The sequence below is a fragment of the Pedobacter sp. AJM genome (assembly GCF_002197755.1).
Classification (GTDB): domain Bacteria; phylum Bacteroidota; class Bacteroidia; order Sphingobacteriales; family Sphingobacteriaceae; genus Pedobacter.
This window is the reverse complement of record NZ_NHOT01000003.1, coordinates 893,810-907,184: the sequence shown is the minus strand read 5'-3', so window position 1 is coordinate 907,184 and position 13,375 is coordinate 893,810. Positions and strand designations below refer to the sequence as shown.

Below are 13,375 nucleotides of genomic sequence, written 5' to 3'. Positions count from 1 at the left end.
AGTTTCATTTAAATTAACAGTTGTGCTACTTGAAGTGCCTGAAAAATTTCAGGCTATAAAATAGGTTTCTTTATATTTCTCCCAATGTCTTATAGGGTAGAAAATGCCGATGTTCAGGTTGAATTCTAAAATATATGTAAATTCTGATCTGATTTTTTGGTAAGCACGGTATAAGCATTAGCGAACTGTTCCTGCTTTTTTCTGCCCAGTAAGTTGCCTAATGTTTTTTTGATCTTATATTCCAGTTCAATCTTGAGGTTTTTAGCAAATGTTTTTGGTGCTTTTCTATTAATAAATTCATTGAATTTAACTGTTTCAGGAGCTGTCATAGAGACCTTATCTTCCAGAATTTCCAGCCCCTCACTTTGTAGCAAAAACCTAAGCGATGTTGGTGTGTACATATTGATGTGGCCATAATCCAGAAAGTGTTTCATCCTCATATCTACACCAAAGCGATAGTCTTTCGGTACCTCAACCACAATATATTTAGCCACTCTTTTCAATTCGCGCAAGAGTATTCTTTCATGTTCCACATGTTCTAAAACGTGAGCCAGGATAATCAGATCAAAAGTATCATCTGCATAGGGGATTTTATAACCGTCAAAAGTTTGCGCTTCTTTAAGATGAACAAGTTTCCTGTCCTGAATGATGTCCACGCCACTTTGCGCGATTTCCAGGGCATAAAGTTCTGGGGCAAAGTTCCAGTCGTTCAGGAAATGCAGAATACTTCCATCACCCGCACCAACTTCAAGTACATTTTTTGGCTTGATGCTTTTACAAACCTCCACAATATTCTGTGCCTTATACTTCGCACCTAACATGCGCCAGGCAACATCGCTGTTGGTGTAAAAGTTATCGTATGCTGTTTTGACTTCCTCGCTTAACATATGATGGTGATTAAATACCTAAACAGTTATTGGATTTGTAAAAAACTGAAGTGGCTTTTTCGTAAAAAAGTCCCGGCGAAATTCCACTAAAACTAATTTCTTTAAAACCGTTTTCCTGAAGCAATTCTCGTGCGGGCTGGTAAACTTTACGTTCACTGTCATCGAGGATGATTACACCATCCGTAGATAAAGCGTCAAGGCTATATTTACAGCAATTGACGCGATCACGACCATCCACAATAATGATGTTGAATTTTTTGTCCAGCAACGTCGCTTTTCTGGCATATTCACCATCGCGATGCAACTCGCAAAAAATCATCTCAGCGTTAGCCGGACTGGTGCCTTTAACTTTATCAAACCAACCTTTATCATGTTCTACAGAGGTCACTTCTCCGGCCCTTTCTGCATAAAAAATAGTTGAACTCCCGGAGCCATACTCAAAAATATGCTGGCTTTTCGTTATTCGTCCCTTAATAAAATCGATGAAGGAATAGGTTACCCAGGGTAATGCCCGTCCTTTGCCGTCAACGGCCTGTTTCTGATCAAAAGCCGTAAACCAGCCAATGCTGTTTAGGTAGCCTTTATGTCCGTATGATAGTAATGCTTTCAGCCTGTTCGGCTTCGCCAATAGTACTGCTAATGCTTTTAAAGTGCTCAAGATTTAAATATTTTTTGAAATGCGGTGATCAAAAATAATGATTTTAACATCATTATCCCCTGTTGGCGCGTTTTAGGAATTAATAAAACATAAAAAGTTGAAATAAAACAGGCGATCAGTGTCGCTATTGAGGCTCCTACACCTGCAAATTTAGGGATAAGCCATAAATTTAACAGAATGTTTGCCGTTGCTCCGGCTGCGGTACGGTAAAAAGAGATTTTGGTATACCCTTCTGCAATAAGATATTGAGAGCTTGCCATCCCCAAAAATACAAATATACCTGACCAGATATGAATAGAAAGCATTGGTCCGGCACCATCGTATTTACCGCTATAGGCTATGTGAATAATATCCGCACCAAAAAAGCTGATGAATATTGCTATTGGAATATTGATATAAACTAATAAATCATATAAATTCCCCAGCCGTTTCTGGTAACGTGAAAAATCTGTTTTTCTGGCATTCAGCAGTGCTGGAAATACAGAAGTAACAATTGCACTTGGAATAAAGTACCATGCCTCACTTAGGTTTTGAGCACTACTATAAATCCCTACTGCTTTACTGCCCACACTTTTTAACATCACCACATCTATTTTCATATAAATGGTAACCATTACGGCTGAAAGTATTAATGGAGAAGATTGAATGAGCAATGATTTTGCCCTTTGCTTATTAAATTGCCAGTTTAATATTTTCAACCCGCGTTTCTGATAAGTCATGATTAATCCTATAGCCAAAATCACTGCATCTAAGATATAAGCAGAAACAATGTAAATTAAAGGTAAGCCCATCGTTACAATCAGGATTTTAAAAATTGAAGTCAGGATGAGACTTACATTCTGTACCTGAACTACATACTTGGATTGTACCTGCGATTGAAAATAAGAATCAATTACATTAAACGATTTGAAGAAAGAAGCGAAAGCAAGTAAGGCAATCAGCAAGGTTAAGGGTTCGCCCGGATTTTTAGAAAAATGGTGACTGAATAAATAAATACCAATGGCAACCGGAATTAATACACCATTGGTTATCATGCGTAATCCAAGTGAGGTACCTAAAATTTCATCTCTTCTGGACGGTTCCTGAATAATTTCGCGGATAATAAAGGTGTCTAGCCCTAATCCCCCTATGGCAGCCAGAATAGCAACTAAAGATAAACCGAAACTTAAATCTCCAAATAAAATTGGACCTAAATACCGGGCGATTAATAGATTTACAATCAAACTTAATGCTTTACCAAACATCAACCAACCCGTATTTTTTAAATACTTGTTAAACGCCTCTTCATCAAAACCTTTTATGCTAGGTAATTTCATTAGCGCAAAGATGTAAAAAAAAGCGTTAACTAGGTGAGTGGTGCACCAACGGCGATATCACATCGGTGACCGGGATCGCCATGTTTGGGATTAAGTTTAACATCGCTCTGGCTGGTTTCCATCATTTTACTTTCAGTTGGCTGAACTTCAGAAGTTTTTATTGCCGCCGGAGGCTGAACAACTTTTGAACTTAAAGGCGCACCAACGGCAATGTCACACCTGTGATTGGGCTGACCATGCGGTGGATTCATGCCTTTAGCTACTTTTGTTGGCGCTGACGAGCTTATTGTTGAGGTGGTATTTGTTGTCTTTGCAATTGAAAGCGTTAACTAGGTGAGTGGTGCACCAACGGCGATATCACATCGGTGACCGGGATCGCCATGTTTGGGATTTAATTTCTTTCCGGAAGTATTTACAGCTATAGGCGTCGAAATGGTTACAGGTGATGTATTGTTGATAGATTTTTGAGGCTGTGCCACTGCAGTTTGTTGAAGTGGAGCCCCGACAGCCAGTGTGCAGGTATGGCCGGGTTTGCCATGCGGTGGATTATAGATTAAGTTAGTTTTGGCAGACTGTACAGCAGGTGAAGAAACATTCTTTTGAAGGCCTTCCAGGCCATTAGGCGTTTGAACAATGGTGTGATTACTTTCTTTTTGCTTATTACTGCATGAGCAAAAAATAATAATTACTGATAGGTAAACAAAGTTCTTCATTGTGAGCGTTTTATGGTTAATCAAATATGCTAAAATATCTTAACCTTTAAAACTCTTTTCTATTCGTTCCAGTTGTTTGAGATGATGTTTAAGGTGTATTTCTATAAACCTAAACCATTGTTTTGCATTCAGATAACCTAAACGCGGGTGTTTGGTTTTCAGCTGTAAATCTGCAGTGGCTATTTTAGGGTAGTATTTCTCTAAAGCCGTCTCAAATTCCATAATGAAATCCAGGGCTTCAGTTTTACTGATTTTCCTTACCCTATCTGCCAGTATTTTGGGTGCTTCATATTTCTTCGCCGGTGGCAGTGAACCCAATAACAGAATTAATTTCACCATAAAATGGGTGGCTTGCTTTTTGCCCTTTCCTGTAATGCTATTGTCCATCGCAATTAAAGAAAGTAAGCTGGCATCGAAAATATGCGCATATACTTCGCTGTAACTCCAGCCGCTAATAGGTGGTGTAAGCTGAAAAATATCATCAGTATAGGAAGATAATTTAGATGTATAGGAGGCAATAATGTGATTTAAAGAAACCCTAACTTTTGCTGTATTCATATTTAATGTACTTTAATCGTCCTAAAATAGATGAACCAGGTCCTTTAAGTGCGTAATTTCTTTCTTTACATCTTCAGGTTTTTCCTTTGCCAAGGGATTAAAAAAGATAGCCTCCATACCAAAATTTAAAGCACCATAAATATCTGCTTCTATACTGTCGCCAATCATGATACTTTCTTCTTTTTTTGCTTTTGCCCTTTCTAATGCATATTCGAAAATGCGAGGGTTTGGTTTATTTACCCCAACATCCTCCGAAATAATAACGTTTTCAAAATAAGGATTAAGGTTAGAAAGCTTCATCTTCGTCAGCGTAGTTTCTTTGAACCCGTTTGAGATAATATGTAGCGTATACTTTTCTTTCAGGTAGGTTAAAACATCTGCTGCACCATCAAATAAATTGGTTTTAGTAGGTGAAATACTTACATAATCCTCTTCAAACTGATGCGGAACTACATCCGGACTGATTCCCAGTTGGATAAAAGTTTTACTAAAACGCTCAGCCCTCAGAAAATCTTTAGTGATTTTCCCCAGATGATAATCCGTCCAGAGTTTGTGGTTGTTTTCGGTATAGGTGAGGATGAAATCAGCACAGGAATGAAGGCCTAAACCTTTTAAATCATAAGTCTCGTACAATTCGTTCAGTGTTTCTTCGGCATTGCGGTCAAAATCCCAAATGGTATGGTCAAGGTCGAAGAAGATGTGTTTTTTGTGATGATGCATAATTATTAATAAAGGTAGGACTTATCATCTGGTTTATAAATAATCTGAAACTTTGCTGGTCAGTTCTTCAATTAAATCTTCATCCATATATTGATAGTCATCCGGGATCCTTAAAATGATTATTTCTTTTCCATCTGTTTCTTCGGGAAAACGTTCGCTCATCCTTTGTCGATGCTTTTTTTCCATCATAAAGATCAGATCTGCCCAAATAATCAGTTTTGCATTGATTTTAATTCTGGCTGAAGGTTCAGTTCCGGCAGATTTTATCTGGTGATCAGAATGGTTTTTAAAAATGGTTTCTGCAGTTAAGCTTCTCCATTTATTGCGACTGCAAACAAATAAGATATTCAATAGAATTTATTTAAAGCCGGAAACATTAAAAAATTAAATCTTTTCGCCATAAGCCAGGTCTCCTGCATCGCCCAGCCCCGGCACAATATAAGATTTACTGGTCATTTCTTCATCAATAGCACCGAGCCAGAGTCTGGCTTTCGGGAGGTGGGCACGTACATGCATCACTCCTTCTGCACTGGCAATGGCGGCCACAATATGTAGCTCCGAAATTTTATAGCGGTTGATCAGTTCCTTACAACACATCACCATACTCTGCCCGGTGGCTAACATAGGGTCAGCCATAACGAGTACCCGTCCATCTAAATCCGGAGAGGAAATATAGTCCATCTGGATGACAAAATCACCGCTTTTTTCAACTTTCCTGTAGGCAGATATAAAACAGCATTCTGCCTGGTCGAAGATATTTAACAAGCCCTGTTGCAAAGGTAGTCCAGCCCTTAAAATGGTAGCCAGTACAGGTTGTTGCGCTAAAACGTCGCATTGCGATACGCCTAGTGGGGTGGTCACTTCCCTGCTCACGTAATTCAGCGATTTGCTGATCTCATAAGCAAAAAATTCTCCGACACGCTCCAGGTTTTTCCGGAAACGCATGGAATCTTTCTGGATATTTTCGTCCCTTAGTTCGGCTATAAAGGTGTTGGCTACTGATTTAGTTTTACTGAGGTCAAAAATCATAGAAGGTTGTTTATTTAAGCGTGGGTAATCGCTGTCTAATTTATCAATTTCTCTTTTATAGATACCAACCAGGCGTTTGATTGTTTTTTGGAGTTGATTATTTATGATTTCTGCTGAAATAAAGCAGGAGCCTGATTGCCGGCAAATTCCAATAAATATCTGAAACCCTTGTTCAGTTTCTGATATTTCAGATGATTGGAAAGACTACGTAGCTTCCAGCTGCTTAAAAGTGTTCCTTTAACCAGTTTTACGGATTCGGCAAGGTTTCCGATGATTTCTTTAATCTCATCCGTGTTCAACTGATCAAGGGCCGTATCCGTAATGCAATATGACTTTACGTTTAAGGCGGTTACTTTTTCCAGTTGCAGATCGTACCAGCTAAAGGGTGTGCAGGTACCGGCCCTAAATCCTGGCGTTTCTGCATACCCCATAGAATAATCTGAAATGACGGCACTATTTAAGAGGTTCAGATAACATATCGGAAATTTGAGTACTTCCAGTTGCTGACTACTCAGGTTAATTTGCTCCGGTAGCATTTTTTTGAGCCTGGATACACCTGCCTTAACTTTGCTAACTTTCTGCTGATCATTGCTGCAGGGCCTTAATAAGCCCACTGTGCCTTTGTTCAGGATTTTGGAAAGATCACTTATCCCGATATAATCATCAGGGATATTGGGGAAACTGATAAAGTAAACAGGCGAAATATATTTTGACGCCAAATGCATGTCAATTTCTGGCAATACCTGCTTAATGTTAACATCTAGGCCGGTTAAACGATCAAATCCGGCACTTAGATACGTATTCTCCTTGTTGGAAATGCTATTGATAAAAAATCTGGTTTTGTTAATAAAGCCCCTGGGAATCTTCACTGGAACAGTAAAATTAATAGTGGGCTGTTGTATAAACTGCTTTTCAAAAAATTTAAACTGCGGATACCTGGTCTGGATAATATTTTTTAACATCAGCGACCATTCATCTATCACCGGACGTTCCAGCATTTTCCATTTAAACTGATAACTTTTGTTTGCCCCGAAATCATCTGTGGTTTTCTTTTGATAAAGGTATTCTTCATATCTGCTCAGGATAAAAAAGGAAGCAGCAAATACATCAAAGGGTAAAAGTGAATTTTCTACAGGAAAGGGTACCTGGTATGGACCAAACTGCACTGTCTTCATTTTAAATTCTTCTACTTTATTAGAAAAAAGTAAATGAGAACTACTGAAAAATAATTCGTCAGCAAGTGGTGCCTGGCCATAGCTGATTTTAGCATGGGCACTATCCAGAAAATGCTGACTGTTTCCGGTAAATTCAACCTCGGCCTTGAGGATATCCTTAAATATAAAATTAAAGATATATTTTATCCGGGGCGTCAGCACTGCAGAGAAAACGATTAAATGCATACTTATTTAAACAAATTGAATAATGTGTAATTAAGATTATTAATAGTGTTTCCCACAGTAACAAATCATGTAAACGGGATATTAAAGTTAACGTAATTTAACGTTTATTTAATATTGAATACAAAAAATACCATTAAAAGTTTACCTGAAAAGTCTTATCAGGGTATAATACTCTTGTGCTTTTACGTGTTTTTCCATTGATTATATGGATAATACTCATCTGATCATCAAACTGATCGTATAGGATAGTGTTGTTTACCTCGGCCGTTTTGAAAGATGAGAGATTGTTCACCTCCAGGTAAATATTAGTCGCTTCATGGTCAATTTCAAAACCAATATATTGCAAAGCTGCAAGTTTATTGTTCACCTTGATTTGAAGGTGGCTTAAAAGATATTTCTTCACCACATCATCCATTTTTGTTTTCATGGCAGGAGCGGAAAGATCTGTTTTCTGGTGGTAGAGTTTGGCTAAAACGGATTCAAAATCATCCGTAAAAATGCGGCAGCTAACTTCCAGTGATTTTTCTTTCGGGTTAAAATTCACTTCTGTTGTACTCACATGGAGCGGATGCTTCAACCCCGCCCCCATACTGATGCAAATACAGCATAACATGAACAAGTAGTATTTCAATTTGAGCATGAAAATGATCTTAAATTACAAATGATTAAAGCCAAAGTTACGGTATAATGTGTTTAATCAAATCATCGCTATTGTATTTGATGTGCCAAATCATGTTCGTAACAAATTTGGTATCTAAATTTCTGTATTTAATATGTATTTATGCCGTAAAAAAGATAATTTTATATTTTTAATGATACTGCTCCGATAATTAACCAATTATTCATGCCGTTACAGGATTTTATCTTTTACTTTAAGTTGGGCTGGGCGCATATTATAAGCCTTGATGCACTGGATCATCAGCTTTTTATTTTAGCCCTGGTAGCCATTTACAGTTATACCAATATTAAGCAGGTTTTAATTCTGGTTACGGCCTTTACCATTGGCCATTCTGCAACCCTGCTGTTAAGTGTATTGGATATGATCCGGTTTGAAAGCAAATGGGTAGAGTTTTTAATTCCCTGTACCATTGTGATTACTGCGTTAAGTAATTTATTCCGGAGGAATTTTAAAATGGAAGCGGTAAGGATCAATTATTTTCTGGCATTGGGTTTCGGTCTTGTGCATGGAATGGGTTTTGCCAATTCCATCAGGATGATGCTGGCTAAAGATCAGCAGATTGGCTGGGGTTTATTTGGCTTTAACGTCGGGTTGGAGGCTGGTCAGGTTTTTATGGTATTAATCATACTGGCCGCTACTTTTATCGTTTTTAATTATACCAAAATAAAGAGAATCAGCTGGGTTCTGTTTATATCAGCAGCCGTGTTTAGCCTGGCTTTAAAAATGGCTTTAGAGAGAATTCCCTTTTAACTAAAAAGAATGATTAATAAACTATTCACATTATCTGGCCTGTTGCTTTTTTCAGGAAGCCTGGCTATTGCTCAAAACATTCAGAACAATCCGGGAAGTAATCACGGAAATAAGTTTGAGCAATTGGGTACTATTTTACCCACACCGAATGAGCAGCGTACGGCAAGTGGTGCGCCTGGTGTAAAATACTGGCAACAACGTGCCGATTACAATATTAAATGTGAGTTGGATGAAAAAAACCTGTTGTTAACGGGCGCAGAGACGATTACTTATACGAATAATTCGCCTGATCCCCTCACCTATATCTGGTTGCAGTTGGATGAAAATGAGCATAGCACCAGTAAAAGTGCCAATTATCAGGATGCCACTAAAATGCCGGCTTACGGAACAATACAAACTTTAGACCGGCTGAGTAATCAGGCCGATAACGGCGATGGCATTAACATCACCAAACTGACTGATGCCCTGGGTAAAAATTTAAAATACACGGTCAATAAAACCATGATGCGGGTTGATTTGCCAGTGGCTTTAAAAACCGGACAAAAGTTTATTTTCAACATCAACTGGAATTATAAAATAACAGATAGAATGAGTGTTGGCGGTCGAGGTGGTTATGAATATTTTCCGGCAGATGGCAACTATTTGTTCACCATGACGCAATGGTACCCGCGTTTATGTGTATACAGCGATTTCCAGGGCTGGCAAAACCACCAGTTTACCGGCCGGGGTGAGTTTGCATTAACGTTCGGTGATTTTAAAGTGCAAATGACTGTTCCTGCAGATCACTTAGTAGGAGCTACTGGTGAATGTATCAATTACAGCGCGGTGTTATCTCCTGCGCAATTAAGCAGGTACAATGCCGCTAAAACGGCCACCGCTCCGGTAGAAATTCAAACACTTGCTGAAGCCAAAGCGGCCGAAACCAAAAAATCTACTGCTAAAAAAACCTGGGTGTTTAATGCAAATAATGTCCGTGATTTTGCCTGGACTGCTTCCCGTAAATTCATCTGGGATGCCATGCCGCAAAAAATTCAGGCCAATAATAATACTGTGATGTGTATGAGTTTCTATGGTAAGGAAGCCTACGGTTTATATAGTAAATTTTCAACGCGGGCCGTAGCGCATACCATAAAAACTTATTCTGATTTTACCATTCCATATCCATATCCCGTTGCACAAAGTATTGAAGCTGCAAACGGAATGGAATATCCGATGATTTGTTTTAATTACGGTCGCACAGATGCGGATGGAACCTATAGCGAAAGCACTAAAAATGGTATGCTTGGGGTAATTATCCATGAGGTTGGGCACAACTTCTTTCCAATGATTGTCAATAGTGATGAGCGCCAGTGGACCTGGATGGACGAAGGACTGAACTCTTTTGTGGAATACTTAACAGAAGAACTCTGGGATAACAAATTTCCAAGTAAAAAAGGTCCGGCATATACGATTGTAGATTACATGAAACTGCCTAAGGATGAGCTGGAACCCATTATGACGAATTCAGAGAACATCGCCCGTTTTGGTCCCAATGCTTATTCTAAGCCGGCCACGGGTTTAAATATCCTCCGTGAAACGATTATGGGCAGAGAATTATTTGATTATGCTTTTAAAGAATACGCCAGGAGATGGGCTTTTAAGCATCCTGAACCGGCTGATTTGTTCCGCACGATGGAAGATGCCAGTGGCGAAGACCTGGACTGGTTCTGGAGAGGCTGGTTCTACGGAACCGATCCTTGCGACATCTCACTGGATACGGTAAAATTTGCAAAGGCCGATTTTCCAAATGATGTTCCGGCGGCAAGGTCACGCATGTTGAAGATTGATAAACCTGCTGTAAATGCTTTTGAGGATATTTCCAAAATCAGAAACCGTGAAGAGAAAAAAAATAATTTCTATGTGGATAAAAACCCTGCGGCACAAGATTTTTATTATAAGTATGACAGGGGTTTGGTGAGTATAGATACCACAATTACCAACAAAGTAGAAACCGGAATGCCTTTGGCAACCGTACCGGAAGCCGAGCAGGATCAGTATAAAAACAAGTTTTTATACGAATTGAGTTTTAGTAATAAAGGTGGTTTGGTGATGCCGGTGATTGTAGAGTTTACGTACAAAGACGGTACAAAAGAAATCGATCGGATTCCTGCACAAATCTGGAGGCATAACGAATTGAAAACATCTAAATTTTATGTGAAAAATAAGGAGGTTGAGTCCATCCTCTTAGATCCGTTGCGTGAAACGGCAGATATTGATACCACCAATAATGCCTGGGGTGGAAAAGCAAAAGAAAGCAAATTTAAAACCTTTAAGGCGAAAGCTGGTGGTGCGGTAAGGGGCCAGTCTGTGGGCTTAAACCCAATGAAAGTGGCTGCGGGTAAGTAAATATTAACAGTTATTGCCTCGTAAAAAAAATCCTCGCTGAATAATTTCAGCGAGGATTTTTTGTGTACTGTTTATTTGTGTAGAGAAAGGTCTTTCTAGGATTGCACCTGATATTTACTTCTTCTCTGGTTTACATCATTTGGTTACTTCATCAATGCTCACGATTTCATAAAGAAACATTCCTGACTTTTGCCTGTTTAACTGTTAAGCCCTAAAATCGTACATTTGATTTACACATGAAATTTAAGATCACATCCGAATATCAACCTACAGGAGATCAGCCGGGCGCTATTAAACAGCTGGTTGATGGTGTAAATGCCAACGAACATTATCAAACTTTATTAGGCGTTACCGGTTCCGGAAAAACCTTTACTGTAGCTAATGTCATTGAGCAGACACAGAAGCCAACACTCATTTTAAGTCATAATAAAACCCTGGCTGCACAGCTTTACGGAGAATTTAAAAATTTCTTTCCGGAAAACTCTGTCAATTATTTTGTTTCCTACTATGATTATTACCAGCCTGAAGCTTTTATCGCCTCAAGCAATACTTATATTGAAAAGGATTTAAGTATTAACGAAGAGATTGAAAAACTACGTTTACGTACTACCTCCTCTTTAATGAGTGGTAGGAGAGATATCATCGTTGTTTCTTCCATTTCCTGTATTTATGGTATGGGTAACCCGGAAGATTTTTCCAGAATGGTGTTCCGTTTTGGTGTAGGCTTAAGGATTTCGCGTAATGCATTTTTACATAGCCTGGTCGAAATTTTATATTCCAGAACCACTACTGAATTTAAAAGGGGTACTTTCAGGGTGAAAGGTGATACGGTTGATATTTATCCGGCCTATCTGGATCATGCTTATCGCATTTCCTTTTTTGGCGATGATATTGAGGAGCTTTCAGCCATTGACCCGGTTTCGGGCAAAACGATTGAAAAACTGGAAGATATGGCCATTTATCCGGCAAATCTTTTCGTCACTCCAAAGGATCGTTTCAATCAGTCGATATGGGGCATACAGGAAGAACTGGAAATAAGAAAGAATCAGTTAATTGCTGATCGGCATTTACTGGAAGCAAAGCGTTTAGAGGAACGGACCAACTTCGACATTGAAATGATGAAGGAACTGGGCTATTGTTCAGGGATTGAGAATTACTCCCGTTTCTTCGATGGAAGAACGCCGGGAATGCGTCCGTTCTGCCTGCTTGATTATTTTCCTGATGATTATTTAATGGTAATTGATGAAAGTCATGTAACGGTTCCGCAAATCAGGGCCATGTATGGTGGTGATAGGTCGAGAAAGTTATCATTAGTAGAATACGGCTTTCGTTTACCGGCTGCACTAGATAATCGGCCACTCAACTTTAATGAATTTGAAGCCTTAGCCCCGCAAACGATTTACGTCAGTGCCACGCCGGCAGAATATGAGCTGGAAAAATCAGAAGGTGTGGTGGTAGAACAGGTGATCCGGCCAACAGGTTTATTGGATCCGGTGATTGAAATCAGGCCGGCCATCAACCAGGTGGATGACCTGCTGGATGAAATCGACATTACCATTAAGGATGGCGGACGTATTTTAGTCACTACTTTAACCAAGCGCATGGCTGAAGAACTCACAAAATACCTGGATCGGCTCAATATTAAAACGAGATATATCCACTCTGAAATTAAAACTCTAGAGCGTGTGGAAATTCTGCGTGGATTGCGGTTAGGAGAATTTGATGTATTGGTGGGAATTAACCTGCTTCGTGAAGGACTGGATTTACCGGAGGTTACTTTAGTTGCGATTTTGGATGCTGATAAGGAAGGTTTTCTTCGTTCAGAAAAATCTTTAATTCAAACCATTGGCCGTGCTGCCCGTAATGATCGGGGCAGGGTAATTATGTATGCCGACGGAATAACCGAGAGTATGGAAAAAACGATTTCTGAAACCAATCGTCGCCGGGATATTCAGATTGCCTATAACCTGGAGCATGGCATTACGCCAAAAACCGTAGGAAAATCCCGTGAAGCGATTCTGGAACAAACATCTGTTTTAGATTTCTCGCAAAAGGCCAGTGATAACAAAGCCAGGGCTTATGTGGAAAATGCAGAAATCAGCATTGCTGCCGATCCGATTGTACAATATATGGGTAAAAGCGAATTGCAAAAAGCCATTGATACCACTAAAAAGGACATGCAGAAAGCAGCAAAAGATATGGACTTTTTACAGGCAGCAAAACTTCGTGATGAAATGTTTGCGCTGGAAAAAATGTTTGCTGAGAAATTTGGGAAATAAG

14 protein-coding genes are annotated in these 13,375 nt (G+C 39.2%); 3 read left to right on the top strand and 11 right to left on the bottom strand.

Translation table 11 applies throughout. The features are described from left to right. Nucleotides 1–125: 125 nt before the first annotated feature. The 11 genes from CBW18_RS09680 to CBW18_RS09630 all read right to left on the bottom strand — a co-directional run bounded on the left by CBW18_RS09680 (nucleotide 126) and on the right by CBW18_RS09630 (nucleotide 7,921). Nucleotides 126–887 (bottom strand): class I SAM-dependent methyltransferase, encoded by a 762-nt coding sequence (locus CBW18_RS09680; protein WP_088301077.1) that lies wholly within the window; start codon nucleotides 885–887, stop codon nucleotides 126–128. 10 nt (nucleotides 888–897) lie between these two features. Next, nucleotides 898–1,545 (bottom strand): FkbM family methyltransferase, encoded by a 648-nt coding sequence (locus CBW18_RS09675; RefSeq protein WP_088301076.1) that lies wholly within the window; start codon nucleotides 1,543–1,545, stop codon nucleotides 898–900. Next, nucleotides 1,542–2,861: a flippase gene (locus tag CBW18_RS09670; RefSeq protein WP_088301075.1), complete on the bottom strand. Its 1,320-nt coding sequence runs from the start codon at nucleotides 2,859–2,861 to the stop codon at nucleotides 1,542–1,544. The genes CBW18_RS09675 and CBW18_RS09670 overlap by 4 nt, the downstream gene beginning before the upstream one ends. Nucleotides 2,862–2,890: 29 nt before the next feature. Then, nucleotides 2,891–3,112 carry a hypothetical protein gene (locus CBW18_RS09665; RefSeq protein WP_088301074.1) on the bottom strand — a complete coding sequence of 74 codons (222 nt, stop codon included), beginning with the start codon at nucleotides 3,110–3,112 and terminating at the stop codon, nucleotides 2,891–2,893. A 78-nt stretch (nucleotides 3,113–3,190) separates the two neighbouring features. Continuing rightward, nucleotides 3,191–3,574 (bottom strand): hypothetical protein, encoded by a 384-nt coding sequence (locus CBW18_RS09660; protein WP_088301073.1) that lies wholly within the window; start codon nucleotides 3,572–3,574, stop codon nucleotides 3,191–3,193. 39 nt (nucleotides 3,575–3,613) lie between these two features. Continuing rightward, a complete protein-coding gene (locus CBW18_RS09655; RefSeq protein WP_088301072.1) occupies nucleotides 3,614–4,132 on the bottom strand; it encodes a DinB family protein in 519 nt (172 codons plus the stop codon). Between the two features lie 21 nt (nucleotides 4,133–4,153). After that, the gene (locus CBW18_RS09650) at nucleotides 4,154–4,852 is read right to left on the bottom strand and encodes a YjjG family noncanonical pyrimidine nucleotidase (RefSeq protein ID WP_088301071.1); all 699 of its coding nucleotides are present in this window, start codon (nucleotides 4,850–4,852) and stop codon (nucleotides 4,154–4,156) included. A gap of 33 nt (nucleotides 4,853–4,885) precedes the next feature. Beyond that, nucleotides 4,886–5,203, bottom strand: coding sequence for a low molecular weight protein tyrosine phosphatase family protein (locus CBW18_RS09645; protein ID WP_088301070.1), 318 nt, complete (start codon nucleotides 5,201–5,203; stop codon nucleotides 4,886–4,888). A gap of 33 nt (nucleotides 5,204–5,236) precedes the next feature. After that, a complete protein-coding gene (upp, locus tag CBW18_RS09640) occupies nucleotides 5,237–5,881 on the bottom strand; it encodes a uracil phosphoribosyltransferase (protein WP_088301069.1) in 645 nt (214 codons plus the stop codon). A 101-nt stretch (nucleotides 5,882–5,982) separates the two neighbouring features. After that, complete coding sequence (locus tag CBW18_RS09635) at nucleotides 5,983–7,281, bottom strand: hypothetical protein (protein ID WP_088301068.1); 1,299 nt, start codon at nucleotides 7,279–7,281, stop codon at nucleotides 5,983–5,985. Between the two features lie 133 nt (nucleotides 7,282–7,414). After that, complete coding sequence (locus CBW18_RS09630) at nucleotides 7,415–7,921, bottom strand: DUF6702 family protein (RefSeq protein WP_140418654.1); 507 nt, start codon at nucleotides 7,919–7,921, stop codon at nucleotides 7,415–7,417. Between the two features lie 204 nt (nucleotides 7,922–8,125). Here CBW18_RS09630 and CBW18_RS09625 point away from each other — a divergent pair, with 204 nt between their 5' ends. The 3 genes from CBW18_RS09625 to uvrB all read left to right on the top strand — a co-directional run bounded on the left by CBW18_RS09625 (nucleotide 8,126) and on the right by uvrB (nucleotide 13,374). Continuing rightward, complete coding sequence (locus CBW18_RS09625; protein ID WP_088301066.1) at nucleotides 8,126–8,710, top strand: HupE/UreJ family protein; 585 nt, start codon at nucleotides 8,126–8,128, stop codon at nucleotides 8,708–8,710. Between the two features lie 9 nt (nucleotides 8,711–8,719). Beyond that, on the top strand, nucleotides 8,720–11,095 hold the full coding sequence (locus tag CBW18_RS09620; RefSeq protein ID WP_088301065.1) for a M1 family metallopeptidase: 2,376 nt from the start codon (nucleotides 8,720–8,722) through the stop codon (nucleotides 11,093–11,095). 236 nt (nucleotides 11,096–11,331) lie between these two features. After that, the gene (gene uvrB, locus CBW18_RS09615) at nucleotides 11,332–13,374 is read left to right on the top strand and encodes an excinuclease ABC subunit UvrB (RefSeq protein ID WP_088301064.1); all 2,043 of its coding nucleotides are present in this window, start codon (nucleotides 11,332–11,334) and stop codon (nucleotides 13,372–13,374) included. The last annotated feature ends 1 nt before the right edge of the window (nucleotide 13,375 follow it).